Origin of the sequence: Streptomyces sp. NPDC006458, from assembly GCF_040612135.1 — a bacterium.
GTDB lineage: Bacteria > Actinomycetota > Actinomycetes > Streptomycetales > Streptomycetaceae > Streptomyces.
This window is the reverse complement of sequence record NZ_JBEXPR010000019.1, coordinates 46,638-73,383: the sequence shown is the minus strand read 5'-3', so window position 1 is coordinate 73,383 and position 26,746 is coordinate 46,638. Positions and strand designations below refer to the sequence as shown.

Genomic DNA, 26,746 nt, shown 5'->3' with positions numbered 1-26,746 from the left:
ATCAGTGTGCCAAGTGGCTACACTGACCCTTTGCGCTGCCTGTTAGCTGTCCCCTGCCCGTCACCAGGGGTCTGCCCTCACCTCGGCATTGTTGTTCAGACTTCTCCGACCTGGCCAAAGAGCCAAATCGGGAAGAGTCTGTCTCTTTGCGTGAGTGAGGGGCCGGTACGCGCGTAGTGAGTCCGAGCCCTCGGAAGGACCCCCTCTTGGCCGCCTCGCGCACTGCCTCGACCGCGAATACGAACAATGCCGCCAGCACCGCCCCGCTGCGCATCTCCTTTGCAAAGATCAAGGAGCCTCTTGAGGTTCCCAACCTGCTCGCGCTGCAGACCGAGAGCTTTGACTGGCTGCTCGGCAACACCGCCTGGCAGAGTCGGGTCGAGGAGGCTCTGGAGAACGGACAGGACGTCCCCACCAAGTCCGGACTGGAGGAGATCTTCGAGGAGATCTCCCCGATCGAGGACTTCTCCGGGTCGATGTCGCTGACCTTCCGCGACCACCGCTTCGAGCCGCCGAAGAACTCGATCGACGAGTGCAAGGAGCGCGACTTCACGTACGCCGCGCCCCTGTTCGTGACGGCCGAGTTCACCAACAACGAGACCGGCGAGATCAAGTCCCAGACGGTCTTCATGGGCGACTTCCCGCTCATGACGAACAAGGGCACCTTCGTCATCAACGGCACCGAGCGTGTCGTGGTGTCGCAGCTGGTCCGTTCGCCGGGTGTCTACTTCGACTCCTCCATCGACAAGACGTCCGACAAGGACATCTTCTCCGCCAAGATCATCCCGTCCCGGGGTGCCTGGCTGGAGATGGAGATCGACAAGCGCGACATGGTCGGTGTCCGTATCGACCGCAAGCGCAAGCAGTCGGTCACCGTTCTGCTCAAGGCGCTCGGCTGGACGACCGAGCAGATCCTGGAGGAGTTCGGCGAGTACGAGTCCATGCGCGCCACCCTGGAGAAGGACCACACCCAGGGCCAGGACGACGCGCTGCTCGACATCTACCGCAAGCTGCGTCCGGGCGAGCCCCCCACGCGTGAGGCCGCGCAGACGCTGCTGGAGAACCTGTACTTCAACCCCAAGCGCTACGACCTGGCGAAGGTCGGCCGCTACAAGGTCAACAAGAAGCTGGGTGCGGACGCCCCGCTGGACGCGGGCATCCTGACCGTCGAGGACGTCATCTCGACGATCAAGTACCTGGTGAAGCTGCACGCCGGCGAGACCGAGACCGCCGGCGACAACGGCGACACGATCGTTGTCGAGACGGACGACATCGACCACTTCGGCAACCGTCGTCTGCGCAGCGTCGGCGAGCTCATCCAGAACCAGGTCCGCACCGGTCTGGCCCGTATGGAGCGCGTCGTCCGCGAGCGCATGACGACCCAGGACGTCGAGGCGATCACGCCGCAGACCCTGATCAACATCCGGCCGGTCGTCGCCTCCATCAAGGAGTTCTTCGGCACCAGCCAGCTGTCGCAGTTCATGGACCAGAACAACCCGCTGTCCGGGCTGACGCACAAGCGTCGTCTGTCCGCGCTCGGCCCGGGTGGTCTGTCCCGTGAGCGGGCCGGCTTCGAGGTCCGTGACGTGCACCCGTCGCACTACGGCCGCATGTGTCCGATCGAGACCCCCGAGGGCCCGAACATCGGTCTGATCGGTTCGCTGGCCTCCTACGGCCGGGTGAACGCGTTCGGTTTCGTCGAGACCCCGTACCGCAAGGTCGTCGACGGCCAGGTCACCGACGAGGTGGACTACCTGACCGCCGACGAAGAGGACCGGTTCGTCATCGCGCAGGCCAACGCCGGTCTGACGGACGAGCTGCGTTTCGCCGAGGCCCGTGTCCTCGTGCGCCGCCGTGGCGGCGAGGTCGACTACGTCAGCCCCGAGGACGTCGACTACATGGACGTCTCGCCGCGCCAGATGGTGTCGGTCGCGACCGCCATGATCCCCTTCTTGGAGCACGACGACGCCAACCGTGCCCTCATGGGCGCGAACATGATGCGCCAGGCCGTTCCGCTCATCAAGGCGGAGGCCCCGCTCGTCGGCACCGGCATGGAGTACCGCTCCGCCGTCGACGCCGGCGACGTCGTCAAGGCCGAGAAGGCCGGTGTGGTCCAGGAGGTCTCCGCGGACTACATCACCACCGCCAACGACGACGGCACGTACATCACGTACCGCCTGGCCAAGTTCGCCCGCTCCAACCAGGGCACCTCGGTCAACCAGAAGGTCATCGTCCTCGAGGGCGACCACGTCATCGAGGGCCAGGTCCTCGCCGACGGTCCCGCCACCGAGAACGGCGAGATGGCCCTGGGCAAGAACCTGCTCGTGGCGTTCATGCCGTGGGAGGGTCACAACTACGAGGACGCGATCATCCTGTCGCAGCGCCTCGTGCAGGACGACGTCCTCTCCTCGATCCACATCGAGGAGCACGAGGTCGACGCCCGTGACACCAAGCTCGGCCCCGAGGAGATCACCCGGGACATCCCGAACGTCTCCGAGGAGGTCCTCGCCGACCTCGACGAGCGCGGCATCATCCGCATCGGTGCCGAGGTCATCGCCGGTGACATCCTCGTCGGCAAGGTCACCCCGAAGGGCGAGACCGAGCTGACCCCCGAGGAGCGCCTGCTGCGCGCGATCTTCGGTGAGAAGGCCCGTGAGGTCCGTGACACCTCGCTGAAGGTGCCGCACGGCGAGACCGGCAAGGTCATCGGCGTCCGCGTCTTCGACCGCGAGGAGGGCGACGAGCTTCCCCCGGGCGTGAACCAGCTGGTCCGCGTCTACGTCGCCCAGAAGCGCAAGATCACCGACGGTGACAAGCTCGCCGGCCGTCACGGCAACAAGGGCGTCATCTCCAAGATCCTGCCGATCGAGGACATGCCGTTTCTGGAGGACGGCACCCCGGTCGACATCATCCTCAACCCCCTCGGTGTGCCGTCCCGAATGAACCCGGGACAGGTTCTGGAGATCCACCTCGGCTGGCTCGCCAGCCGCGGCTGGGACGTCTCCGGTCTCGCCGACGAGTGGGCCCAGCGCCTGCAGAACATCGGCGCCGACCAGGTCGCCCCGGGCACCAACGTCGCCACGCCGGTCTTCGACGGTGCGCGTGAGGACGAGCTGGCCGGTCTGCTCCAGCACACCATCCCGAACCGCGACGGCGAGCGCATGGTGCTCCCGACCGGCAAGGCGCGGCTGTTCGACGGCCGCTCCGGTGAGCCGTTCCCGGACCCGATCTCGGTCGGGTACATGTACATCCTCAAGCTGCACCACCTGGTCGACGACAAGCTGCACGCCCGCTCGACCGGCCCGTACTCGATGATCACCCAGCAGCCGCTGGGCGGTAAGGCCCAGTTCGGCGGCCAGCGCTTCGGTGAGATGGAGGTGTGGGCGCTGGAGGCGTACGGCGCCGCGTACGCCCTCCAGGAACTGCTGACCATCAAGTCCGACGACGTGACCGGCCGCGTGAAGGTCTACGAGGCCATCGTCAAGGGCGAGAACATCCCCGAGCCCGGCATCCCCGAGTCCTTCAAGGTGCTCATCAAGGAGATGCAGTCGCTCTGCCTGAACGTGGAGGTGCTGTCCAGCGACGGTATGTCCATCGAGATGCGTGACACCGACGAAGACGTCTTCCGCGCTGCGGAGGAGCTCGGCATCGACCTGTCCCGGCGCGAGCCGAGCAGCGTCGAAGAGGTCTGACGGGAGTCCGGTTCGGGGGACCAGTGATGGTCCCCCGGCCGGCCCCAGGACCCCCGTTTCAGACCCCAAGACTTACAACCCTGAGAGGGATTGACGCATAGTGCTCGACGTCAACTTCTTCGACGAGCTCCGGATCGGTCTGGCCACCGCTGACGACATCCGTCAGTGGAGCCACGGCGAGGTCAAGAAGCCGGAGACCATCAACTACCGCACCCTGAAGCCGGAAAAGGACGGACTCTTCTGCGAGAAGATCTTCGGTCCGACCCGGGACTGGGAGTGCTACTGCGGCAAGTACAAGCGTGTCCGCTTCAAGGGCATCATCTGTGAGCGCTGTGGCGTCGAGGTCACGCGCGCCAAGGTGCGCCGTGAGCGGATGGGCCACATCGAGCTGGCCGCCCCCGTCACGCACATCTGGTACTTCAAGGGCGTCCCGTCGCGTCTGGGCTACCTGCTCGACCTCGCCCCGAAGGACCTGGAGAAGGTCATCTACTTCGCGGCGTACATGATCACGTACGTCGACGAGGAGCGCCGCACCCGCGACCTGCCCTCGCTGGAGGCCCACGTCTCCGTCGAGCGTCAGCAGGTCGAGCAGCGCCGCGACGCCGACCTGGAAGGCCGCGCCAAGAAGCTCGAGTCCGACCTGGCCGAGCTGGAGGCCGAGGGCGCCAAGGCCGATGTGCGCCGCAAGGTGCGCGAGGGCGCCGAGCGTGAGATGAAGCAGCTGCGCGACCGCGCGCAGCGCGAGATCGACCGTCTCGACGAGGTGTGGAACCGGTTCAAGAACCTCAAGGTCCAGGACCTGGAGGGCGACGAGCTGCTCTACCGCGAGCTGCGTGACCGCTTCGGCACGTACTTCGACGGCTCGATGGGTGCCGCGGCGCTGCAGAAGCGACTGGAGTCCTTCGATCTCGACGAGGAGGCCGAGAGGCTCCGCGAGATCATCCGTACCGGCAAGGGCCAGAAGAAGACCCGTGCGCTCAAGCGCCTGAAGGTCGTCTCCGCGTTCCTGCAGACCAGCAACAGCCCCAAGGGCATGGTGCTCGACTGCGTGCCGGTCATCCCGCCGGACCTGCGTCCGATGGTGCAGCTGGACGGTGGCCGCTTCGCGACCTCCGACCTGAACGACCTGTACCGCCGTGTGATCAACCGCAACAACCGTCTGAAGCGCCTGCTGGACCTGGGTGCTCCGGAGATCATCGTCAACAACGAGAAGCGCATGCTTCAGGAGGCTGTTGACGCCCTCTTCGACAACGGTCGTCGCGGCCGCCCGGTGACGGGCCCCGGCAACCGCCCGCTGAAGTCCCTCAGCGACATGCTGAAGGGCAAGCAGGGTCGATTCCGTCAGAACCTGCTCGGTAAGCGAGTCGACTACTCGGCGCGTTCCGTCATCGTCGTCGGCCCGCAGCTGAAGCTGCACCAGTGCGGTCTGCCCAAGGCCATGGCGCTGGAGCTCTTCAAGCCGTTCGTGATGAAGCGCCTGGTCGACCTGAACCACGCGCAGAACATCAAGAGCGCCAAGCGCATGGTGGAGCGCGGCCGCACGGTCGTGTACGACGTCCTCGAAGAGGTCATCGCCGAGCACCCGGTTCTGCTGAACCGTGCTCCCACCCTGCACCGCCTCGGCATCCAGGCCTTCGAGCCGCAGCTGGTCGAGGGCAAGGCCATCCAGATCCACCCGCTCGTCTGTACCGCGTTCAACGCGGACTTCGACGGTGACCAGATGGCCGTGCACCTGCCGCTGTCCGCGGAGGCGCAGGCCGAGGCCCGCATCCTGATGCTGTCCTCGAACAACATCCTCAAGCCGGCCGACGGCCGTCCGGTGACGATGCCGACCCAGGACATGGTCCTCGGTCTGTTCTTCCTCACCACCGACGGTGAGGGCCGGGACGTCAAGGGCGAGGACCGTTCGTTCTCGTCGGTCGCCGAGGCGATCATGGCGTTCGACGCCCGTGAGCTCTCGCTCCAGTCGCGCGTGGACATCCGCTTCCCGGTGGGCACCATCCCGCCGCGTGGCTGGGAGCCGCCGGTGCGCGAGGAGGGCGAGCCGGAGTGGCAGCAGGGTGACAGCTTCACGCTGAAGACCACGCTGGGCCGTGCGCTCTTCAACGAGCTGCTGCCCGAGGACTACCCGTTCGTCGACTACGAGGTCGGCAAGAAGCAGCTCTCCCAGATCGTCAACGACCTGGCCGAGCGCTACCCGAAGGTCATCGTGGCGGCGACGCTCGACAACCTGAAGGCGGCCGGCTTCTTCTGGGCCACCCGTTCCGGCGTCACCGTCGCCATCTCCGACGTCGTCGTCCCCGAGGCGAAGAAGGAGATCGTCGCCGGGTACGAGGCCAAGGACGAGAAGGTCCAGAAGCAGTACGAGCGCGGTCTGATCACCAAGGACGAGCGCACGCAGGAGCTCATCGCGATCTGGACCAACGCGACCAACGAGGTCGCCGTGGCGATGAACGACAACTTCCCGAAGACCAACCCGGTCTCGATGATGGTGAACTCGGGCGCCCGAGGCAACATGATGCAGATGCGTCAGATCGCCGGTATGCGTGGTCTGGTGTCGAACGCGAAGAACGAGACGATCCCGCGTCCCATCAAGGCCTCGTTCCGTGAGGGTCTGTCCGTGCTGGAGTACTTCATCTCCACGCACGGTGCCCGTAAGGGTCTGGCGGACACCGCTCTGCGTACCGCCGACTCGGGTTACCTGACCCGTCGTCTGGTCGACGTCTCCCAGGACGTCATCATCCGCGAGGAGGACTGCGGCACCGACCGTGGTCTGCGTCTGCTGATCGCCGACCGTGGCGAGGACGGCTCGCTGATCAAGGCCGAGGACGTCGAGACGTCCGTGTACGCGCGCTGCCTCGCCGAGGACATCGTCGTGGACGGCCGTGTGCTGGCCCCGGCCGGTACCGACCTGGGCGACGTGCTCATCGACGAGCTCATCCTCAACGGCGTCGGTGAGGTCAAGACCCGCTCGGTCCTGACCTGTGAGTCCGCCGTCGGCACCTGCGCCATGTGCTACGGCCGCTCGCTGGCCACCGGCAAGCTGGTCGACATCGGTGAGGCCGTCGGCATCATCGCCGCCCAGTCCATCGGTGAGCCCGGTACCCAGCTGACGATGCGTACCTTCCACACCGGTGGTGTGGCCGGTGACGACATCACCCAGGGTCTGCCGCGTGTCGTCGAGCTCTTCGAGGCCCGTACCCCGAAGGGTGTCGCCCCGATCTCCGAGGCCCAGGGCCGCGTGCGGATCGAGGAGACCGAGAAGACCAAGAAGATCGTCATCACGCCGGACGACGGCAGCGACGAGACGGCGTTCCCGATCTCGAAGCGCGCCCGGCTCCTGGTCAGCGAGGGCGAGCACGTCCAGGTGGGCCAGAAGCTCACCGTGGGTGCCACCAACCCGCACGACGTGCTGCGCATCCTGGGTCAGCGCGCCGTCCAGGTCCACCTGGTCGGCGAGGTCCAGAAGGTCTACAACTCGCAGGGTGTGTCGATCCACGACAAGCACATCGAGATCATCATCCGGCAGATGCTCCGCCGCGTGACGATCATCGAGTCCGGCGACGCCGAGCTGCTGCCCGGCGAGCTGGTCGAGCGCTCGAAGTTCGAGCACGAGAACCGTCGTGTGGTCCAGGAGGGCGGTCACCCGGCCTCCGGTCGTCCGCAGCTCATGGGTATCACCAAGGCCTCGCTGGCGACCGAGTCCTGGCTGTCGGCGGCGTCCTTCCAGGAGACGACCAGGGTTCTGACGGACGCGGCGATCAACGCCAAGTCCGACTCCCTGATCGGCCTCAAGGAGAACGTCATCATCGGTAAGCTCATCCCGGCCGGTACGGGTCTGTCCCGCTACCGCAACATCCGGGTCGAGCCGACCGAGGAAGCGAAGGCCGCGATGTACTCGGCCGTCGGCTACGACGACATCGACTACTCGCCGTTCGGCACGGGCTCCGGCCAGGCCGTCCCGCTGGAGGACTACGACTACGGTCCGTACAACCAGTAAGTCCGCTTGAACTGAAGGGCGGTCACCCTGCGGGGTGGCCGCCCTTCGGCGTTGTCCGGGCCGGCCGCCGGCCAGGTCCTGTCGGCGGTGGAGGCGTTCCGTACGCGCAGGCCCGGGGTCTCGCTCAGCCGCAGATGGACGCCGCTTGTGCTGCTGGCCACCACGTTCTGCACCGACAGCCCGAGGTCCTCCGGCAGCACGCCGAGCGCCGAGGAGTACGCCTTGATGTAGAGGCTGCCGAAGTAGTAGAGCGGTGCGAAGGGACATGGCGGGCAGTCTGTGCGCCGGGGAACCGGCCCGCACCCGGTGCCGGTCCGCACGGCTGAGCGGCATGATGGGTAGGCACGGTCTCTCGGGAGGTGCTCTTCGGTGTCGTACCCCGCATGGCAGCCGTGGGGCGGGCAGCCTGCCCCCTCCATGCTCGCCTCCACCGCCGACCGCGAACGCGCGGTCGACGTCCTCCGAGCCGGTTTCGCGGAGGGACGTCTGGAGCGCGACGAGTTCGAGCAGCGGGTGGAGCGGGCGTACACCGCCCGTACCGTCGGCGAGCTGGCGCTGCTCGTCGCCGACCTGCCGCAGGGGCCCCTGGCGCAGCAGCCTGCCGTGCCCGCGACGTTCGTTGCGTCGGCCCGGCCGAGGACCAACGAGAAGGCCGTGGCGGCGGCGGTCTGCGGGGGGCTGGTGTTCTTCACCGCCGGGCTGACGGGGGTTCCGGCGGTGGTTCTCGGGCATCTGGCCCGGAGGGAAGTCAGACGCACGGGGGAGAGCGGTGACGGGCTCGCGCTGACCGGACTGATCCTCGGATGGGTGGCGATCGGGGCCTGGGCGGTCGCGCTGCTCTTCTTGTTGACCTTGATCGTCGCGGTCGGGTAGGCGTACGGCACCGAAGCGTTGTTGACGCGGCTGATCGGTGGGTGGCTGCCCTTGGCATTCCCGGCGGGCTTCTCAGCGCGCGGTCAGCCCCCAGACCGTGAGAGCGGCCGTCGCCACGGCGGCCAGCGCGCCGATGCTGGCCAGGGGCCAGCGGGAGCGCTCCAGGGCGTCCAGCCGCTCTTCGTGGTTCGCCAGCTGCCTGTCGGTCTGGTCGCTGCGCTGGACCAGCAGCGCGAGCGAGCCGTCGACCCGGGCGAAGCCGGCCTCGACGGCTCCGCGCAGCCGCTCCAGCTCCAGTGCGACGGTGGTCGGGTCGGAGAAGGAGGACGGGGAAGGGGAGGACGGCTCGTTCATGCTTTCCTCCGCTCCCTGCCTGCTTCCGCGCGCGCCTCGGCCAGGGAGAGCGGCTCGGCGTCCGTGCCGGTGGGGACGCCCGTGCGCAGCCAGGCCGGGAGCAGGGCCTGGACGGACGGTGCGGCCATCACCCGGGTCACGGCCGCGGCGACGGCCAGGGCCCCGGCGGCCCGGGGGAGCGTGGCGGGGACGCCCGCGGCGGTGACGAGGGTCGGCAGCACGACACACAGCCCGACGGCGGTTTGCAGCACGGTGCGGAGGGTGCGCTTGGCGGCCTCTGACATGGGGACCTCGCTTCTCGGGGAGATTCAGGAGCTGTACGGGACTTTCAGCGCGGCCCAGGACGAGGGGCCCGGCCAGCCGTCGGCGCCGGAGCCCTGGTAGCCGAGCTTGCGCTGCCAGGCGGCGTACGACTCACGGTCGGCCTTGCTCCAGTGGGAGCTCGGCCCCACGCGGTAACGGCCGCAGCCTTCGGCCACGAGCCGACGGCCCATCGCCGCGATGATCGGGGAGTCGGGCTCGGACTTGAAGAACGAGACGCCGGGGAACGGCTGGTAGCGGGGCGGCCGCGGCCGCCGCGGAGGCTCGGGGCGCTTCTCGCCGCCCGTCCCGGAGGCGAGCCGGGTATGGATGCCCCGGCGCATGCCGGTCATGGAGAAACCGCGGGGGTCGCTCTTCCAGTCGCTCCACTCCAGGTGCCCGATGACGGACTTGGCCCCCCATCCGTGGGCCCGGCAGAGCGCTGCCGCGACCCGCTCGACGGCGTCGAGCTGCTCGGCGGGCCAGGGGTCGTGGCCGTCCCCGAGGTTGACGCACTCGAAGCCGTAGAAGCGGGAGTTGCCGTCGACGGCTCCCGCGCTGCCGTCGTGCTCGCGCGGGGTCGGCGGGCGGTCCCCGTACGTCTCGGTGATCACGGCCTGGAGGACCGACGGATCGCCGCCGCCCGCGTGATTGGCGCGGCCGTTGCCGACGAGGTGGACCGTGCCGTCCTTGGCGATGACCCCGTGGCAGAGCGGGCCGGGGAGCGTGGAGTGGCCATTGAAGCACAGGTCGACGGTGGAGCTGGTGCCGGAGGTGACGGTGTGATGGATGATGACGCCATTGACCGGGCCCCAACGTCCCTTGTGGTTACGGCTGTTGGTGCGCCAGCCGGCGTGCTCGACGATGGTGACGCCCTCGGCCCGCAGCGCGGAGACGAGGGCTTCGGCGGAAAGGGGTGTGGCCATGGGAGGTGCCTTCCGGTGGGCTCGGCTGGGGGTGAGGTGGCCTGACTCCTGGCCGTTTCGTGGGTCGGACCCGCGGCGGGTCCGGACACGACCCGCGGTTTGTCATATGCGTGGAGTAAGATCCGTCCGTCCTTTCGTCTTTCGATGATTTGTGAACGCTTGTGATTCATAAGGAAATTGAGGGTTAGTCAAACGGCGGAGGGGCGGCGACGGGGCAACCGTCGTCGCCGCGGGGCGCGACGAGGTAGGGAAACGAGAGCAAGGCCTACGGAGTGGACGGAGACGCGAGCAGCGCGGGACACCAGCAGGTGATCGACTGGCTCGAACAGGCCCCCGATCTGCCGCATCTCATCGCCCGGGTCTCCGAACTCGTACACCGCCTCGGCTACGCACCCGAGGAGCTCGTCGTCCTGCCCCGCGCCGAGCTGGACCGGCGCGAGCTGGCCGCCTACCGCGCGGGCTGGGCCGATGTGGTGGAGGAGCGGCTTCCGCCTGTGCGACGCGCATACGAGGAGCGGATCACCGCCGCCTACCTCCAGGGACATTCCGACGCCCGCACCGGTCTCAGGCCGCGTCGGGCCCGGCGCCCCGAGGCTGAGGTCCGGCGCCCCGAGGCCGAGGAGGGCGGCGAGGTCATATCGCTGCCCTACGTCCAACTCCTCAACCCGCCATCCGAGTTGACGCGGATGGAAGAGCATGGGGAGCGCGAGCGGACCTTGATCGACGAGGCCCGCGTTCCCTCTCCCCGGGCTCCCGCGGCGAAGGACAGGCCCTTGTCGGCCGGCGCCGGAGACGCTGCCGCGCCCGACATCCTGCTGTCAGCCCGTGAGATGCGTGAGAAGAAGGCGGCGTCCGCGCGGCGGCGGTCAGTGGTCCGGCGCAAGGGGCGGGCAAGCGTGCCCCCGCTGCCACGGCCCGCCGAGAACGGGGCGGCCAGGCGGGACGAGGGCCGTTCGGGAGAGTCTGCGGGGCAGCCCCCTCCGTCCCAACAGGAGCCGCCGCCCCCCGCCCGTGCGGGAGGCGAGCAGCGGCCCCTCCTGTCGGACAAGGCCCGTGCCCTGGCCGACGATTTGGAAGGCAGGGCCTCCGGTCGCCGTCGCGACGATCACCGGCCGGGGGCACCCGGGTAAGGCTGAGGTGGTGGCCGGCCGGGCGAGACCGGTGACTCACACCTCCGGCGGCGGTGGCGGGTCGGCCGGAGGTCCGGGGGCAGTGCCGCGCGTCGGGGCACCGCCGGTGCCGGTGGGCGCGGCGATCACCTCGGGCACTTGCGGATCCGTGGGCGGCTCGGGCTCCACGACCACCGGAGGGAGAACGGTCACCTGCACCAGGGCGGGCTCGCCGGGCAGCGGCTGCGTCGTCTGAGTCGGCTCGGGTGTCGTCTCAGACATGAGCGGACTCCTTGATCTGACCCCAGGTGAACCCGGACGCGGTCAGCGCGGCGAGCGTCGGGAAGGCAGCGGTCACGGAGGAGTACGCGGACAGGGTCACGACCACCGGATCGGCCGCGGCATCGGGAGTGAGACCTGCGTCGGCGGGCGACCCGTTGGGCTGCGTACCTCGCAGGGTGAGTGTCTGCCGTACGCCGGCGTCCGCAGTCGCCGTTGTGTTGATCCCGACTACCCAGGCCAGGGTGTCCAGCCGCGTGCCCGAGGTGTCGGTCAGCCGTATGACGTCGCCGAGCTGGACGCGGGGGTCGTACAGCACCTCCACGTCGCCGATGACCGGCACCGGGTAGGCCCCGGCGTTGCAGAGCGCGCTCGCGATGGCCTGGGCGGAGGGCAGGTCCTGGATCCAGTCGGTGGTCTCACCGGTGTGCTGCTGGCGGCCGTAGAAACTCTCGCTCGCGGTCCCCGCCTCGTAGGCCGTGGCCTTGCGTTCCACGGGGTCGGCCTGGGGCTTCAGCGTCAACAGGTACACCGAAGGGGTGCCGTCCTTCTTCGCCGTGTAGAGCGGCTGGGAGGTGCGGTTGGTGAAGCGCACCACCAGGTAGCCGTCCTCGCGGCGGGTCAGCACGTCGACGGCGCCCTTGACCGCCGTCGTGCCTGCGGGGGTGGTCGCGAAGCGGACCTGTGAACCGTTCGTGGTGACCGAGTCGTCGTCCGTGAGGGGCGGCCCGATGTCGAACTCCTCCTCCGCCATGACGTACGACACGGTCAGCGTGCCGTAGGTCGGGATGGTACGCACCTCTGTGTCGGTGTAGGTGGTGCCCGCACTGGTGCCGAAGTCCTCCCAGACCTTGGCGGGCTGGACGACGTAGTTGCGGCAGGCGTCGATCTCCTCGGTGAGGGTGAGCGCGGCGATGTCGCGCACTGAGGTGAGGCTGAGGTCGGCCTGCGTGGGCACGGTGCCGAACCGGGTGTGGTTCCGCCAGCGGAAGACACCCCGCTCGTCGAACTCGGCCGTCGACATCGTCGCCTTGGCGATCTGCCCGAGAACCTCCCACTGCGACCCCGACACCCGCGGCACCGCGTGCAACGGCATGATCGCGTCGTCGAGTTCGGCGCCCTTGGTCCAGGTGCCGGTCTGCGCGAACACCGACGACGTGGGCATGGCGGTCAGCCCGCTGGTGAGCTGGACGCCTTCCACGGCCATGTCGGTGACGAGCTTCAGCTCCCGCAGCTCGGCCGCGTCCTGGCGGCCGTAGCTCTCGACGAAGGTGGCGGGCGAGCCCAGGTAGTGGGTGCCGTCCGGGCTGGTCAGCCGGGGCTGCACGGTCGGGTGCACCGATGTGTCGGTGCCGCCCGTGGTGTCGAACAGGGCGCCGATGTGCCAGGGTCCCGTCAGCGCGCCGCGCAGCCCCGTCCAGCTCCACTCGAAGTACCAGTACGCCCCGTCGACCGTGGCCGAGTACATGCGCACGGTGCCCGCGGCGAAGTTGACCTCCATGCGCAGGGAGCCGCCCGCGTTCCCGGTGCGGTCCAGGATCAGTTCCAGGGTGACCGTGTCCCCGGTCCCGACGGCCGGATTGACCCAGGCCTCCGCGAACAGACGTGATCCGGGCACGGTGATCCGGGAGCGCGGGAACCAGCTCGCGGTGAGGCCGGTCAGTCCGGGGCGCGGCAGCAGCGCCATCTCGTGCGGGGCGCCCTCCCGGGTCCAGGTGTACAGGCGGTCGCGCGGCACGGTCTCCGGCTGGCCGTACGGTGTGGCGAAGCCGCCGTGCAGGGTCGCGTGGACGAGGGTGAGCGGCTGGCCCGGGACGAACTCGGGGTAGCGGGCCGGCGGCGAGGTGAGCACTCCGCCCTGGCGCAGCAGTTCATCCACGCACCAGGTTGCGGTGGCGACCGGGTGCCCCGTGCGGAACCCGGCGTACGGCTTCGGCAGCAGCGCGGGGCCGCGCAGCCGCTCGGCCCCGTCGAGGGCGGTGATCTGCACGGTGTCGGTGCCGGCCTGCGCCGAGCGGGAGCGCACCGTGCCCCGGAAGGCGGGCAGCGTCGTCGGGCCCACGCCGCCGCGCTGCACCACGGACTGCCCAGGGCGCGTCATGTCGCCGGTGGTCCGGTCGGCCCACGGGGCGTACAGCTCGGGCGCCGACACCCCGCCCGTACCGGACAGTTGGAGCTGCAGCTGAGCGGAGGACGAGCCGGAGAACGCGCGCATCGCGGCCGGCAGGTCGGTCGCGTACGACCGTTCCACCGACCAGGACTGCACCTGCGCGGAGACGTCCTTGCCGCCGACCCGAGTGGTGTTCTTGGCGGTGCGCTCTCCGGTGGCGAGCGCCGCGGTGGTGGCGTCGTCAGCCTGCTGCACTGGACACCTCCACGAGGTCGAGGCTGAAGTTGCGGAACGGCAGCGGGCGGCCGGGGGTGTCGCTGTAGCCGGTCACCGCCATCGGGGGCAGTCCGTCGCCGGGGATTCCGTCCTCCGCCGTACCGCCGTAGGTGAGGCAGGCGCCGGCGAGGGAGTGGGTACCGGCGGTGCCCGGCTTGGCCGTGGGCGTAACGTAGGCGGCGAGCGCCGGGACGGTCCCGGACACGAGGGCGCCGGTCGCCGTGGACGAGCTGAGGTAGCTGCCGTCGGCCTTCTTGTAGTCGAGGCCGACGCTCACCGTGCCGAGTGCCGCGAGCGCGGTCGGGGCGCGGAAGGAGACCTTCAGTCCGGGCGAGACGGGGAAGCCTTTGTCCGTGAAGGGGCACCTCCAGGCGACCGCGCTGGTGGTGTCGGCGGCGGTGAAGACGAAGGTGCCGGGGGCGGTCGTGCTCTCGGCAACGGCTCCGGTGGTCCCCGTACGGAACCACTGGGCGAGCCCGGTGATGTCGGTCGCACCGGTCACACCGAGCCCGGCGGCATGGCCCGCGCCGAGGACGTTGCCGGCGGCGGGGTCGACCACGAACACCGGCGAGGAGCCGCCGACCCGGCGGGCGAGACGGTCCAGGGCGCGGGCGTGGACGGGGGCGAGCAGGTCCCAGGACAGCTTGAGACGGCGGACGGGGGCCAGGTTGCGGGTGACGGTGACCCGGCCGCCGAGTGACTTGAACTCGCTCACGCCGAGGTCGGCGCTGCGGTCGAAGGACTTGGCGGCCTGGTCGATCTCGGTCATGGAGCCGGGCGGGCCGATCCAGAGGTTTCCCATGAGGACTCCTGAAGGCATGAAAAAAGCCGACGGGTGACCGTCGACCGGGGAAGTGCGGGGGATTCGGTTATCGCCGGGCGAGCTGCCGTCCGCCCAGGAACACGGCGCGGGCGATCTGCTGCGAGTCGACCTGGACGATGATCGGGCGGTCGGCCAGCCTCTCCACCGCGGAGGTGAGGGTGCGCAGTCCGCCGCCGTGCCCGAGCATGCGCTCCAGCTTGGACAGCGGGATGACGGCCTCGTGCTCGCCGGCCTCGCCGAGGAGCGCGAGGGTGCCGCCGGAGCGGGCCTGGACGACACCGCCGGCGGCGAGGTGCGGGACCGGCACGTGCAGGCTGGGGAAGCCGAAGGAACGGCCGCCGTACTTGGGTACCCAGTCGGGGATGCTGATGTGGATGCCGGCCAGCGCGCCGAGCAGTCCGTTCACCGCGACGGCGAGACCGGTGATCGGGGCGAGCATGGCGTTGCCGAGGCCCCTGAGTATCGGGCCGGCGTTGCCGGCGAGTCCGCCCACCGCCGTCCCGATGGTCTTCATGGCGTACGAGACACCCTGCCGGAGCAGCGCGGTGACCTTGTCCATGTTGACGAACTGGGCGATGAGCGGGGTCAGCAGGGTCATCACCAGCCCGAAGGGGCTGGCGGCCATCGCCAGGTTCAGCCCCTTCTGCGCCAGCGAGGCCCCCTTGAGCCCCTTGCCGAGGCTGCCCATGGACGTTCCGCCCTTGTCGGCGTTCTTCGCGGCCCTGCCGACGGACTTCTCGACGGCCCCGGCCTGGGTCTTGACGTTCTTCAGCTCACTCTGGGCGCCCTTGGCGGAGGACTTGAGCTTGTCGAGGGAGGACTTGAGCTTGTCGGCGCCGGCACGGGCTTTGCCGAAGCTGGTGTTGGTGTTATTGGAGGTCGTCTTGACCTTGTCGAGACCGGTGCCGCTCTGGGTGGCGGCGGTCTTGAGCTTGTTCAGGGAGGTGTTGAGCTGGTCGGAGCCGGTCTTGACCTTGGTCAGCGATGGAGCTGCCTGACCTGCGCTGGTCCGTATCTTGGTGACGGCGGTCGTGGTGCTGCCCGCCGCCTGTCGCAGCGCGCCCAGACTGCTCGATGCGTTGCCGAGGGCGGTCCGAAACCTGTTCACGCCGGCTGTCGTCTGGTTGAGAGATTCTCTCAAACCCATTTCTCTGGCTCCGATTCGTTGTGAAGCGGGGTGTGATCACGCCTGGTTTGCGGCGTTCTTCAGTGACCCCTCGAATGCATCCGGGCATTGTTGGCTGGGGCACCTCATGCGAGCAGATCGCGGTCGTCAGGCCGGGGAGGCGGAGCCGCCGGTGAGGGAATTGGCGGCGCCGGTGGTGGCGGAGGCCAGGCGCTGGAACGCGCCCCGGAGGGTGTCAACATTGTTGTTGAGTTCCTTGGCCGCGTTGGTGATGTCTCGGAAGGTCTGGGGCTTGGGCAGATTTTCGGGCTTGTAGTTCTGCATCTTCGTGTTGAGCTCGCCTATGGCCCCGGCAACCTCCCTGACGGACTCGGCGGGGTTGGTGGGGGTGAGGACGTCCTTGAGTTTTCCGATCGCCGCGGCAATCTTTTTGATCGTCGAGGGGGACTCCATGTTCCGGGTGGCACTGTTGAACAACCGGATCTCCGGAGTGAGGCCATTGAGTGCGCTGGTGAGTTCGGTGAGCAGCTGGGGCGTGAGCCCGTGCGGGTTGATGGCGACGGAATTCATGGCGTCCATCTCGACGCGGGTCATGAATTTTGGGAATCCGGTCTCGTTGACGGCCGGAAGTCGACCCGCCAGCCGTGGATCGCCAGCGGGGGTATTCCGGTTCCGGTAGGCCGCCGAGAGCCTTTCGAACGCTGTACCGAAGAGTCTTCCGAAGTCCAGCAGCTTCCCGAGTAGGAGCGCGGCGAAGGCGCCGAAGGCGAGCACCAGCTTGCTGCCCCAGTTCTCGCCGTCCTTGATAGCGCCGAAGAGGTCCTTCAAGCCGAGCGCTTCGAACAGTGATTCAAAAATGTTCTTGCTGGTTTCCGGTCCCGCCTTGATGGCCTTCAGAACGGATTCGGTCTTGTCGTCCAGCTGCTTCTTGGTGGCCGCCTGGTTCGGCGGGGAGATGAGATCCTTGACGGTCGTGACGTCCTTCTGGACTTCCCCGACCTTTTTCAGGATTTCGTCTTCCTTGGCCTCGGACATCAGTGTCTCCAGATGGAAGTGAGTGTTGACGAAGGGAGACGCCCGCTGATATTCTGCGCGCGCGCATATTTCAGGCGAAGGGGTGGGAATGAGTAATATCGCAGGTGTGGGATTGGTCCTGATGGGTCTGGGTGCGCTGATTTGGTTCCTCGACCTCGGCGGACTTCTTGAGTTCCTGAAGCTGCGGAAACTGAAACGGCGCGGCGTGCAGGGCGAAGCCGTCTCCACGCTTCACGACTGGATCGAAGGCCGACAGCGCGTCTACTACGACGTCCTTCTGCCGGGGGCGTCGCCCCAGAGCCGGCCGCCCAGGTTTGTCGAGATCGGTGTGGAGCCGCGAGGGCCGGTGGGCACCGTCGTGCCGGTGGTCTACGACCGGAGGAGGGCGAGCCGGGCCCGGACGGGGACGCTCGCGGACATCGCCGACATGGACATGTCCGGGGAGGGGGACAGGGTGGTGATCTTCTGGGTTCCCGGACTGGCCTGCGTGGTCGTCGGCGCGGTACTCCTGGGTCTCGGGGTTCTCTTCTACTGACCCGGCGGTGATGTCGAGCTGACGCTCGGCTGGGGCGGCCCGGCCGCAGCGGTGAGCTGGATCTTCGGCTACGTCCGTTCGTGGTGAAGGCAGAATTGTAACGTCTAGATTCCGGGTCTCAGTGGGTGAACTCATCCATTTCGAAGAACACCTGGAATATGCGGTTCCCGGCAAAAGCAAGGACCGGCGGGGAGTTTTCCGGGGGAAGGTTTGGGAGTAGCCGGCCTCCCGGAATTCGCCGCTCGTGCCGGTTGCGAGAGCGCGTACGGGGCGTTGCCGGTGGTCGTGCCGAAAGGGCGCGTCCCAGCAAATCTGCGACGCCAGTAGACCTTTTCCCTTTTGCGGTGCCGCCCGTTCCCGGATTCCAGGCCGTCAAGACCGTTCGTCCTCCGGGTGCGGGCGGGCCGCGGGTGTGCCGGACGGGTGGGGTAAGGGGAGAATCTCCGCCGCGGCGGGCTGGTGGGGCTGGGGTCGCGCCTGTGCGGGTAACCCCGCCCCGGCTTCAGCCCAGCGGCGTTCATCGTGTTCGCCGCGGTCCTGCCAGCCGTGTGCGTACGCGGTGAACTCCCGCTTCTCGATCTCCGACCTGGTGGTGATCACCAGGTCGGGCGGCAGGGGCCGGCCCTTGAAGCGCGCGGCCAGGGCGTGCTGAAGTTCCTGGGCCGCCGCCATGGCCTCGGCCTCGCCCCACAACGTCCCGTCTTCCCTCGTCACGACCCCCACCCTCCCGTGTCGCTCAGTATTCGAACACGCGAGCGATAACTGCTCGGCACAGTACCTCACACACACGCCTGGGACCGGAGTCGGCGTAGTGGTTTCAGGCCACCTCGTACGTGCCGCCGATCCGCATCACGCTGCCGCTGGCCCAGGACGCGCCGAGCAGTCCCGAGCCGCCGATCTGGTCGAGGTCGGGCGAGGAGGTCGACGTCGGGCCCCAGACCGTGTACGACGTGGCACCCGTGCTCGCCGTCGGCTGGCAGGAGAGCATCGCCCGGAGGGAGCCGATGCTCGCCACGCCCTGGAACTGCGGCAGGCCGCCGAGCGCGCCGGCCGTGACCGGCAGGCTGAAGGTGTAGTTGGGGCCGCCGAAGGTCGTCGTCGACCCGAAGGTCACCAGGGTGGTGAAGTGGCAGACCTTGCCGACCACCGCGTACTTGCCGGTCATCGTGCCGTTGCCGATCGAGGGAGCGGAGGGGTCGGCGGACCAGGTGGGGGTGTACGTGTTCCAGGCGCCCAGCGCGATCCATGCGGAGCCGGTGTAGTAGGTGAGCGTCCCCGGTGTGGACAACCAGGCAACCATCCCGGCCACCGGGGTGGTGACCGCCGAGTCCCGGTCGGTGGCCGTCGCGTAGCGCAGGATCGTACGGCTGTCGATGCCCTCCGCGAGCGACTGGAGGTGGAGGGGCAGGTTCGCGGTGTCGGTGGGCTGCGGGTACGGCAGGCCGCTGAGCGGGGTGTAAAGGGTCATGGGTGCATCACTCCTGCGAGGGGATGGGATCGAAAGCCGGATCGATCTCGGTGTCCCCGGCTCTCAGCTGAAGAACCGGACCAGTTCGGCGGGGCTGGGGTTGCGGACCTCGGCGGGGTCCTCGGCCTGCGGCGCGGGCGTCTGCTCCGCTCCCGGTCGCGGCACCGGCTGGGGGTACTCCAGTGGCTCCGCGTCCTCGTCGCGGTTGACGGTCGCGAACATCCAGTTCGCCTCGGCGAGTTGGTCGACGGCGGCCGCGAGCAGGTAGTCCGTGACCGCCCAGTCGGTCGCCTCGCCGTGCGTCTCGCGCAGGGTCGCGCTGTCGCGTGGCAGATGCCTGACCAGCACCGCGAGCCGACGTGAGGAGAGCCGGCCGCGGTGCCAGTCCAGCAGGTCCACGCCGTAGTGGCGGAGCAGGTCCGCCTCAAGGGCCTCGGCGTGCTCGTCGACGAACTCGCCGAGGCTCAGCCTTCCCCCAGGCCGAGCCCGGTCTCCTTGCCGTACGCCTCAAGGATCGCGGCGATGTCCTGCAGGGTGACGTCGTGCCGGTCGAAGCGCTCGAACTGGGCCTCGCCCAGCAGCACGCGGAGCAGGCCGTCCACGTCGTTGTCGTCGAGGTCGCGCAGCGCGCGGGCGGTCTTGCGGGTCAGCTCGGTGGGGAGCGTGAAGGTGTCGCCGTCGAGGGCGAAGGACCAGGCGCGGCCGAGGGCCTCCTGGCGCTGTGCCCGGGCGGCACTGACGTCGAATGCCGGCATGTTCAACTCCTGGGTGTGTAGCAGGGGTTCGTCTGGTGGGCAGGGGGAGAGGGTGCGGGCGGGCCGGGCCCGGGGCCGGAAAACCCCGGTCCCGGCCCGCCCGCGGGGGAGGGGTTACGCGTACGCCGGGTCCTTCATCAGGAAGGTGGCCAGCGGCGTGACGTCGTCGACCGCCATGGCGGTGAAGGTGACGCCGAGCTTGATGGGGGCGGTGCGGGTCAGCGACAGTTCCTCGGACTCTGTGACCTGGCCGCGCGGGATGATGAAGCGGTAGGTGATGGCGCTGCCGTCGGTGAACTCGATGCCCAGCGCCTTCTCGTTGTTCTTCGGGTTGGACGCCAGGTTGTACTTGTAGATGCCGGAGCCGGCCGACGTCTCGGTGATGGGGTCACCGCCCATGAAGAAGGGCAGCGTGTCCTCGTTCAGCTGGAGCAGCTGGAACTTCGCGGTCAGGTCGCGGTCCGAGTAGATGAACCGGGCCGGAGAGACCGACTGCCAGGTGTCGACGGGGTCCAGCTTGTCCTTCTTGGCCAGCTTGATGCCGTCGGTCGAGGTGTAGCCGAGGTCCTTCCACGCGGCTGCCCAGGCGGCGGTGGTGTCGGTCGGCGCGGCCGTGCCGACCGGGGCGACCAGGATGCGGCCGGTGCCGGCGACGCGGATCTCGTTGGTGTTGTTGCCTGCCATGTGTGACTCCTTGAGAAGAGAAGGTGTGTGGTGGGTGGAGAGGTGCCTGGATATGGCGAAGGCCCTGCCGTGCCTCGGGAGGCGGACAGGGCCTGATCGGGGGAGGGCGCCGGGTGCGGCGAGCTCAGGCTGGTCGGATGACCAGCCGGACCGTGGAGTAGTAGCGGTTCGCCGACGAGCGGTTCCAGTCGGGCGCCCAGCGCGGGCCGTCGGCCTCGACGACGTCGGACACGAGAGTGGTGCCCTGCGTCGTTCCGCGCAGGGTGAGCACCGCGGAACGGACCTTCAGGGCCAGGGTGTGCGCCGCGGTCTTGTCGGGGCCGTAGACCTCGAAGTCGACCAGCGGCTGGTCCAGGTGCTGGTCGTCGATCCATGCCCCGCCGGCGCGGGAGACCAGGACGACCGGCTGGGTGCCGGTGAAGCCGCTCGGTGGAACGTTGCTCACGGTGGCGGTGGAGAGTTCGGTGCGGTCGGTCAGGTAGTCGACGACGAGGTCCTCGACGTCGGGGAAGATGACCGCGGGATCGGCCACGAGGTGGCCTCCCTTCTGTCAGACCGGCTGTCAGACCGGCGGGACCGGCTGGTGCGGACGGGCCGGTGAAAGCGGGCCCATGCGAAACGGCGGGCCGTCACCCGTCGTGGGCACAGCTCCGCCGCTGCACCAACTGTGACATGTTGCGAGCGCGAGCGCAACTTCCGGATCGCGGCCGGTCCGGCTGCCCTCGGCCGGTGCCACCATCGGGCCGGCCGTGGCCGCCCGCCCTTGCCGTGTTCCGCGTCGCGGGCCCCGAGAAGCGGAAAGCCCCGCCGCATCGGTGGGATACGGCAGGGCAAGGGGGACGAGGAGGGTGAGGTGGGCCAGTTGTCAGTCGACGCTTGCGGATGCTCCGGCTCCAGGTCTCGCCTTCGCCTCGCCGGGCAGGAACTGTTCCACGACCCTGACGAACATCTCGCGTCGGTCCGCGGGTACGCCCAGTAGATCGGCGACCTCCTCCAGCGTCGGCCGACGGCCGAGCGCGGCGCTGGGTGTCGGGGGGGCCGGTCGGTCGTGGGGGTCGGCCAGCTCATCAGCGCTCAGCCGGCGGGAACGGATGAGCATCTCGCGCACCGGGACGCCGAGTGCCCTGGCCAGTCGGCGGGTGGTTTCGAGGTCCGGCATGCTCTGCCGCTGCAACAGGCGGGTGACGGCGGCGCGATGCACCCCCGCCTCGTCGGCGATCCTCGACTTCCCGCCACCCCGCGGGCTGTCGATGTCGTAGCCGCGTTCGCGCATCAGGTCTTCGACCCAGGCCGCGAATGCCTCCAGGTCCTGACTGGTCATGTGTTGTTCGCCTCCCTCCGGGAGCACGAGTTTAGCTTGCTTGCGCGCGCGGTATTACGTGCCTCCTGTCGCTGGTGTGAAAATCCAGCGGAGTTTGGGAGGTCCTTGGAGGAATGTGCGTGTTTGGCGGGGCTGGAGGGATCTTCGCTTTCAAATACGTTGCGAGCGCGCGCGCAATCTGTGAGGCTGGTGAGGCATGTCCGACACCCGCCCTCACCAGGGAGAGGTCCCATGTCCGTCGCCGGTCCGTGCCCACCGCACCCCCTGAGCGCGCCCCAGCCCACCCGCTTTTTCACACCTGCCGAACCCGCGGGGTGGCGGTCCGCCGCCGCCTGCGCCGGGCTGCCGCCCGACGTCGTCTTCTCCAAGAAGGTCGAGGAAGCCGCTCCCGCACTACGCGCCTGCGCCGACTGCACAGTGCGTCGTCAGTGCGAGGACGCGGTCATCCCGGCCGACAACTGGTTCGACGGCGTCTGCGGCGGCCGCCTATGGCGCTCCGGCCGAGCGGTGGCAGCCCCCGGAGGTCGCGTTGTCTGAGGCACGCCAACCCTCCGGCCGGACCGACGCCCACCCCGGGTCCGCCGTGTCCGAGGCCCGTCCGTCGTGCGCCGGGTCCGCCGGGTCCGCCGGGTCCGCTGGTTCCGAGGTCCGCCCGACGCCCGCTGAGTCCGGCAGCGCCCCGCCCCCTGACAACCGCCCCGTCGCCCACGCCGCCCTCTGGATCGGCATGCTCCTTCAGCAGTTACCGGAGCTGTCCGCCGAGCTGGTTCCGGGCCGCACCTCGCCGGCCGGCCGTCCCGGCAACATGCCCTCACCGCCGGCGGACCTCGCCGAACGTTTGCGCGAGGAACGTGCCGAGGCCTTGCTTCTCCAGCAGCGGCACGGGCAGGTCGCCCCCGGATACAGCGCGGCTCCGCTGCGCCTGCACGTTTCCGACGCCCTGCGCGACATCACCGACGGGGTGATCGAGCTGGAGGAGGCCGTCCGGGACCGGCTCGGTCTGCCGCGGGCCCGCCGGGCCCCGGTGCCAGAGCGGCTGCACCGGATCGCCGCCCTGCTCGACGGTGTGGCGGCCGACCCCGTCCTGGCCGCCCATGTGCGGGACGAGACGCGCCGCATGGCCCGGCGCTGCGCCCGGGCCCTGGGCGACACCGAGACCGTCGTCCGCATGTCCGGCCGCTGCCCCTGGTGCGACTCGGTCTCCCTGCGCGCCTTTCCCGACCGCGGCGCCGTGCTGTGCGTCAACCCCGCGTGCCGCTGCACGGACGCCCTGTGCGGTTGCCACGACGACCCCGCCTACCGGCACAGCTGGGACGAGGGGGAGTGGCGGCGTGCGGCCACGGAGCGGGAGCACGCCCGATGAGCAGCTGCCCGGACCTGCCGGCCCTGATCCCCGGCCCCCTCGCGGCCCAGGAGGCCGGCGTCGCGCCCGCGACCATCCGCAAGTGGGTCCAGCTGGGCCGCCTCGCCCCGGTCGCCAAGGCCGGGCGGGCCCAGCTCTTCCGCCTGGAGGACGTCTTCGCCGCGGAGCGGGCGGCCCGTGGCGCGACGCACCGGGCCCGCCGAGCGGCCGTACCGGCCGAGGACCCCGGCTCGCCCCACGGCCTCCACGGGATCACCGGGGTCCCCGGGATCAGAGGTCCGAAGATCACGCAGTGAGCGCATGTCGTTCACCTCGGCCTCCACCACAGAGTCGGTGCGTCGTACCCGAAGCCGTCGGCCGCCCCGAGTCGCGGGGCGGCCCCTCCTGTGGTAGAGAGGGGTGACCCGGGTGAAATCCCAGGTCATGGTCGTCCGAGGCTGCCATCCTCCTGCCTCGTTCCATTTGTTTTGACCGGAGTCTGTGCGGTAGGTACGCTCAGACCTTGTGCCTGGGGTGTGCCCTGGCTCTCGTGCGTGCCTTCAACCGCATAGCGAGCTGTGAGCGGCCACCGCAATCTGTGCTCCTTTCGCCTCACGGCGGGAGCCCGCCGGATTCGACACACCCGACCGCGTGGGTCGGCGACGTTCCAGGTTAGCTTCACCTATCGGCACACAGAAACCGGAGAAGTAGTGCCTACGATCCAGCAGCTGGTCCGTAAGGGCCGGCAGGACAAGGTCGAGAAGAACAAGACGCCCGCACTCGAGGGTTCCCCTCAGCGTCGTGGCGTCTGCACGCGTGTGTTCACGACCACCCCGAAGAAGCCGAACTCGGCCCTGCGTAAGGTCGCGCGTGTGCGTCTGACCAGCGGGATCGAGGTCACCGCTTACATTCCGGGTGAGGGACACAACCTGCAGGAGCACTCCATCGTGCTCGTGCGCGGCGGCCGTGTGAAGGACCTGCCGGGTGTTCGCTACAAGATCATCCGCGGCTCGCTCGACACCCAGGGTGTCAAGAACCGCAAGCAGGCCCGCAGCCGCTACGGCGCCAAGAAGGAGAAGTAAGAATGCCTCGTAAGGGCCCCGCCCCGAAGCGCCCGGTCATCATCGACCCGGTCTACGGCTCTCCTCTGGTGACCTCCCTGATCAACAAGGTGCTGCTGAACGGCAAGCGCTCCACCGCCGAGCGCATCGTCTACGGCGCCATGGAGGGTCTGCGTGAGAAGACGGGCAACGACCCGATCATCACGCTGAAGCGCGCGCTGGAGAACATCAAGCCGACCCTTGAGGTCAAGTCCCGCCGTGTCGGTGGTGCGACGTACCAGGTTCCGATCGAGGTCAAGCCCGGTCGTGCCAACACCCTCGCGCTGCGCTGGCTCGTCGGCTACTCCCGCGCCCGTCGCGAGAAGACCATGACCGAGCGTCTGCTCAACGAGCTTCTCGACGCTTCGAACGGCCTCGGTGCGGCCGTCAAGAAGCGCGAGGACACGCACAAGATGGCCGAGTCCAACAAGGCCTTCGCGCACTACCGCTGGTAGTCGCAGTCCACATCGAGACCGAGAGAAGACTGAAGCCTTATGGCTACCACTTCGCTTGACCTGGCCAAGGTGCGCAACATCGGCATCATGGCCCACATCGACGCGGGCAAGACGACCACCACCGAGCGGATCCTGTTCTACACCGGCGTTTCGTACAAGATCGGTGAGGTCCACGACGGCGCCGCCACCATGGACTGGATGGAGCAGGAGCAGGAGCGTGGCATCACGATCACCTCTGCTGCCACCACCTGTCACTGGCCGCTTGAGGACGTCGACCACACCATCAACATCATCGACACCCCGGGGCACGTCGACTTCACCGTCGAGGTGGAGCGCTCCCTGCGCGTGCTCGACGGTGCCGTGACGGTGTTCGACGGTGTCGCCGGTGTCGAGCCGCAGTCCGAGACCGTGTGGCGTCAGGCGGACCGTTACGGCGTTCCGCGTATCTGCTTCGTCAACAAGCTCGACCGCACCGGTGCCGAGTTCCACCGCTGTGTCGACATGATCTCTGACCGCCTGGGCGCTCAGGCGATCGTGATGCAGCTGCCGATCGGCGCCGAGGCCGACTTCAAGGGCGTCGTCGACCTGGTGACGATGAAGGCCCTGGTCTGGTCCGCCGAGGCCACCAAGGGCGAGATGTACGACGTCGTCGACATCCCGGACACGCATACCGAGGCTGCCGAGGAGTACCGCGGCAAGCTGCTCGAGGCCGTGGCCGAGAACGACGAAGAGATCATGGAGCTGTACCTGGAGGGCGCCGAGCCTTCCGTGGAGCAGCTGTACGCCGCGATCCGTCGCATCACCATCGCGTCCGGCAAGTCCAAGGACACCACGGTCACCCCGGTGTTCTGCGGTACCGCGTTCAAGAACAAGGGTGTTCAGCCCCTGCTCGACGCGGTCGTGCGCTACCTCCCCTCCCCCCTGGACGTCGAGGCCATCGAGGGCCACGACGTCAAGGACGCGGAGACGGTCGTCAAGCGCAAGCCGTCCGACGACGAGCCGCTGTCCGCGCTGGCGTTCAAGATCATGAGCGACCCGCACCTCGGCAAGCTCACCTTCGTCCGGGTCTACTCGGGCCGCCTGGAGTCCGGCACCGCCGTGCTGAACTCCGTCAAGGGCAAGAAGGAGCGCATCGGCAAGATCTACCGCATGCACGCGAACAAGCGTGAGGAGATCGAGTCGGTGGGCGCCGGCGACATCATCGCCGTCATGGGTCTGAAGCAGACCACGACCGGTGAGACGCTGTGCGACGACAAGGCCCCGGTCATCCTGGAGTCCATGGACTTCCCGGCGCCGGTCATCCAGGTCGCCATCGAGCCCAAGTCGAAGGGTGACCAGGAGAAGCTGGGCGTCGCGATCCAGCGCCTGGCCGAGGAGGACCCGTCCTTCCAGGTCCACTCGGACGAGGAGACCGGCCAGACCATCATCGGTGGTATGGGCGAGCTGCACCTCGAGGTGCTGGTCGACCGCATGCGCCGTGAGTTCAAGGTCGAGGCCAACGTCGGCAAGCCGCAGGTCGCGTACCGCGAGACGATCCGCAAGGCCGTCGAGCGCGTCGACTACACGCACAAGAAGCAGACTGGTGGTACCGGCCAGTTCGCCAAGGTGCAGATCGCGATCGAGCCCATCGAGGGCGGCGACGCCTCGTACGAGTTCGTGAACAAGGTGACCGGTGGCCGTATCCCGAAGGAGTACATCCCTTCGGTGGACGCCGGTGCTCAGGAGGCCATGCAGTTCGGCATCCTCGCGGGCTACGAGATGACCGGCGTGCGCGTCACGCTGATCGACGGTGGCTACCACGAGGTCGACTCCTCCGAGCTCGCCTTCAAGATCGCCGGTTCGCAGGCCTTCAAGGAGGCCGCGCGCAAGGCTTCGCCCGTGCTCCTCGAGCCGATGATGGCCGTCGAGGTCACCACGCCCGAGGACTACATGGGTGAGGTCATCGGCGACATCAACTCCCGCCGTGGCCAGATCCAGGCCATGGAGGAGCGGGCCGGTGCCCGCGTCGTGAAGGGCCTCGTGCCCCTCTCGGAGATGTTCGGTTACGTCGGCGACCTGCGCAGCAAGACGTCCGGCCGTGCCAGCTACTCCATGCAGTTCGACTCCTACGCCGAGGTTCCGCGGAACGTCGCCGAGGAGATCATCGCGAAGGCCAAGGGCGAGTAACGCACCGCGTTCACACG

At 68.6% G+C, this 26,746-nt stretch carries 26 protein-coding genes and 1 pseudogene; 11 read left to right on the top strand and 16 right to left on the bottom strand.

The window, feature by feature from the left end; genetic code table 11:
• The first annotated feature begins 206 nt into the window (after positions 1-206).
• Both rpoB and ABZZ79_RS25060 read left to right on the top strand, forming a co-directional pair.
• Positions 207-3,692 (top strand): DNA-directed RNA polymerase subunit beta, encoded by a 3,486-nt coding sequence (gene rpoB, locus ABZZ79_RS25065; RefSeq protein ID WP_356692203.1) that lies wholly within the window; start codon positions 207-209, stop codon positions 3,690-3,692.
• 100 nt (positions 3,693-3,792) lie between these two features.
• The gene (locus ABZZ79_RS25060; RefSeq protein ID WP_356692201.1) at positions 3,793-7,692 is read left to right on the top strand and encodes a DNA-directed RNA polymerase subunit beta'; all 3,900 of its coding nucleotides are present in this window, start codon (positions 3,793-3,795) and stop codon (positions 7,690-7,692) included.
• On the opposite strand, the gene ABZZ79_RS25055 is transcribed toward ABZZ79_RS25060, so the two are convergent.
• Positions 7,671-8,012 carry a hypothetical protein gene (locus tag ABZZ79_RS25055; RefSeq protein ID WP_356692199.1) on the bottom strand — a complete coding sequence of 114 codons (342 nt, stop codon included), beginning with the start codon at positions 8,010-8,012 and terminating at the stop codon, positions 7,671-7,673. The genes ABZZ79_RS25060 and ABZZ79_RS25055 overlap by 22 nt on opposite strands.
• Before the next feature lie 49 nt (positions 8,013-8,061).
• On the opposite strand from ABZZ79_RS25055, the gene ABZZ79_RS25050 reads away from it, so the two are divergent.
• Positions 8,062-8,565 (top strand): DUF1707 and DUF4190 domain-containing protein, encoded by a 504-nt coding sequence (locus tag ABZZ79_RS25050; RefSeq protein WP_356692197.1) that lies wholly within the window; start codon positions 8,062-8,064, stop codon positions 8,563-8,565.
• Between the two features lie 72 nt (positions 8,566-8,637).
• Here ABZZ79_RS25050 and ABZZ79_RS25045 read toward each other — a convergent pair whose 3' ends face one another.
• From ABZZ79_RS25045 to ABZZ79_RS25035, 3 genes are read right to left on the bottom strand one after another with little or no spacing between them, the layout of a single operon-like run.
• Positions 8,638-8,919 (bottom strand): hypothetical protein, encoded by a 282-nt coding sequence (locus tag ABZZ79_RS25045; protein WP_356692195.1) that lies wholly within the window; start codon positions 8,917-8,919, stop codon positions 8,638-8,640.
• Positions 8,916-9,203: a hypothetical protein gene (locus ABZZ79_RS25040; protein ID WP_356692193.1), complete on the bottom strand. Its 288-nt coding sequence runs from the start codon at positions 9,201-9,203 to the stop codon at positions 8,916-8,918. The genes ABZZ79_RS25045 and ABZZ79_RS25040 overlap by 4 nt, the downstream gene beginning before the upstream one ends.
• 24 nt (positions 9,204-9,227) lie before the next feature.
• Complete coding sequence (locus ABZZ79_RS25035; protein ID WP_356692191.1) at positions 9,228-10,145, bottom strand: peptidoglycan-binding protein; 918 nt, start codon at positions 10,143-10,145, stop codon at positions 9,228-9,230.
• 272 nt (positions 10,146-10,417) lie between these two features.
• Here ABZZ79_RS25035 and ABZZ79_RS25030 point away from each other — a divergent pair, with 272 nt between their 5' ends.
• The gene (locus ABZZ79_RS25030) at positions 10,418-11,275 is read left to right on the top strand and encodes a hypothetical protein (RefSeq protein ID WP_356692189.1); all 858 of its coding nucleotides are present in this window, start codon (positions 10,418-10,420) and stop codon (positions 11,273-11,275) included.
• Positions 11,276-11,311: 36 nt separating this feature from the next.
• Here the strand turns inward: ABZZ79_RS25030 and ABZZ79_RS25025 are convergent, their stop codons facing one another.
• The 5 genes from ABZZ79_RS25025 to ABZZ79_RS25005 all read right to left on the bottom strand — a co-directional run bounded on the left by ABZZ79_RS25025 (position 11,312) and on the right by ABZZ79_RS25005 (position 16,903).
• Complete coding sequence (locus ABZZ79_RS25025) at positions 11,312-11,536, bottom strand: hypothetical protein (RefSeq protein ID WP_356692187.1); 225 nt, start codon at positions 11,534-11,536, stop codon at positions 11,312-11,314.
• On the bottom strand, positions 11,529-13,898 hold the full coding sequence (locus ABZZ79_RS25020; RefSeq protein ID WP_356692185.1) for a hypothetical protein: 2,370 nt from the start codon (positions 13,896-13,898) through the stop codon (positions 11,529-11,531). The genes ABZZ79_RS25025 and ABZZ79_RS25020 overlap by 8 nt, the downstream gene beginning before the upstream one ends.
• Positions 13,885-14,721 (bottom strand): hypothetical protein, encoded by an 837-nt coding sequence (locus ABZZ79_RS25015; RefSeq protein ID WP_356692183.1) that lies wholly within the window; start codon positions 14,719-14,721, stop codon positions 13,885-13,887. Before ABZZ79_RS25015 ends, ABZZ79_RS25020 begins: the two co-directional genes overlap by 14 nt.
• A 67-nt stretch (positions 14,722-14,788) precedes the next feature.
• Positions 14,789-15,850, bottom strand: coding sequence for a hypothetical protein (locus ABZZ79_RS25010; RefSeq protein WP_356692181.1), 1,062 nt, complete (start codon positions 15,848-15,850; stop codon positions 14,789-14,791).
• A 165-nt stretch (positions 15,851-16,015) separates the two neighbouring features.
• Positions 16,016-16,903, bottom strand: a complete 888-nt coding sequence (locus ABZZ79_RS25005; RefSeq protein ID WP_356692179.1) for a hypothetical protein — start codon at positions 16,901-16,903, stop codon at positions 16,016-16,018.
• Positions 16,904-17,009: 106 nt separating this feature from the next.
• Between ABZZ79_RS25005 and ABZZ79_RS25000 the strand changes: the two genes are divergently transcribed.
• Positions 17,010-17,438, top strand: a complete 429-nt coding sequence (locus ABZZ79_RS25000; RefSeq protein ID WP_356692177.1) for a hypothetical protein — start codon at positions 17,010-17,012, stop codon at positions 17,436-17,438.
• 372 nt (positions 17,439-17,810) lie between these two features.
• Here the strand turns inward: ABZZ79_RS25000 and ABZZ79_RS24995 are convergent, their stop codons facing one another.
• The 7 genes from ABZZ79_RS24995 to ABZZ79_RS24965 all read right to left on the bottom strand — a co-directional run bounded on the left by ABZZ79_RS24995 (position 17,811) and on the right by ABZZ79_RS24965 (position 21,666).
• A complete protein-coding gene (locus tag ABZZ79_RS24995; protein ID WP_356692175.1) occupies positions 17,811-18,152 on the bottom strand; it encodes a hypothetical protein in 342 nt (113 codons plus the stop codon).
• 103 nt (positions 18,153-18,255) lie between these two features.
• Complete coding sequence (locus ABZZ79_RS24990; protein ID WP_356692173.1) at positions 18,256-18,906, bottom strand: hypothetical protein; 651 nt, start codon at positions 18,904-18,906, stop codon at positions 18,256-18,258.
• A 63-nt stretch (positions 18,907-18,969) separates the two neighbouring features.
• The gene (locus ABZZ79_RS24985) at positions 18,970-19,305 is read right to left on the bottom strand and encodes a hypothetical protein (protein WP_356692171.1); all 336 of its coding nucleotides are present in this window, start codon (positions 19,303-19,305) and stop codon (positions 18,970-18,972) included.
• Positions 19,306-19,370: 65 nt separating this feature from the next.
• Positions 19,371-19,661 carry a hypothetical protein gene (locus ABZZ79_RS24980; RefSeq protein ID WP_356692169.1) on the bottom strand — a complete coding sequence of 97 codons (291 nt, stop codon included), beginning with the start codon at positions 19,659-19,661 and terminating at the stop codon, positions 19,371-19,373.
• 114 nt (positions 19,662-19,775) lie between these two features.
• Positions 19,776-20,345, bottom strand: a complete 570-nt coding sequence (locus tag ABZZ79_RS24975) for a phage tail protein (protein WP_356692167.1) — start codon at positions 20,343-20,345, stop codon at positions 19,776-19,778.
• Between the two features lie 124 nt (positions 20,346-20,469).
• Positions 20,470-20,877, bottom strand: a complete 408-nt coding sequence (locus tag ABZZ79_RS24970; protein WP_356692165.1) for a hypothetical protein — start codon at positions 20,875-20,877, stop codon at positions 20,470-20,472.
• Between the two features lie 333 nt (positions 20,878-21,210).
• Positions 21,211-21,666: a helix-turn-helix transcriptional regulator gene (locus tag ABZZ79_RS24965; RefSeq protein ID WP_356692163.1), complete on the bottom strand. Its 456-nt coding sequence runs from the start codon at positions 21,664-21,666 to the stop codon at positions 21,211-21,213.
• A 231-nt stretch (positions 21,667-21,897) separates the two neighbouring features.
• Here ABZZ79_RS24965 and ABZZ79_RS24960 point away from each other — a divergent pair, with 231 nt between their 5' ends.
• The 6 genes and pseudogenes from ABZZ79_RS24960 to fusA all read left to right on the top strand — a co-directional run bounded on the left by ABZZ79_RS24960 (position 21,898) and on the right by fusA (position 26,729).
• On the top strand, positions 21,898-22,203 hold the full coding sequence (locus tag ABZZ79_RS24960) for a WhiB family transcriptional regulator (RefSeq protein WP_356692161.1): 306 nt from the start codon (positions 21,898-21,900) through the stop codon (positions 22,201-22,203).
• Between the two features lie 190 nt (positions 22,204-22,393).
• On the top strand, positions 22,394-23,029 hold the full coding sequence (locus ABZZ79_RS24955) for a hypothetical protein (RefSeq protein ID WP_356692159.1): 636 nt from the start codon (positions 22,394-22,396) through the stop codon (positions 23,027-23,029).
• Positions 23,026-23,208: pseudogene (locus ABZZ79_RS24950) on the top strand (hypothetical protein); the annotation flags it as partial. The gene ABZZ79_RS24955 and the pseudogene ABZZ79_RS24950, both read left to right, overlap by 4 nt.
• Before the next feature lie 510 nt (positions 23,209-23,718).
• Positions 23,719-24,090: a 30S ribosomal protein S12 gene (gene rpsL / locus ABZZ79_RS24945; RefSeq protein WP_003948652.1), complete on the top strand. Its 372-nt coding sequence runs from the start codon at positions 23,719-23,721 to the stop codon at positions 24,088-24,090.
• Positions 24,091-24,092: 2 nt separating this feature from the next.
• Positions 24,093-24,563, top strand: coding sequence for a 30S ribosomal protein S7 (gene rpsG / locus ABZZ79_RS24940; protein WP_003992340.1), 471 nt, complete (start codon positions 24,093-24,095; stop codon positions 24,561-24,563).
• Between the two features lie 39 nt (positions 24,564-24,602).
• Positions 24,603-26,729, top strand: a complete 2,127-nt coding sequence (gene fusA, locus ABZZ79_RS24935; protein WP_356692157.1) for an elongation factor G — start codon at positions 24,603-24,605, stop codon at positions 26,727-26,729.
• The last annotated feature ends 17 nt before the right edge of the window (positions 26,730-26,746 follow it).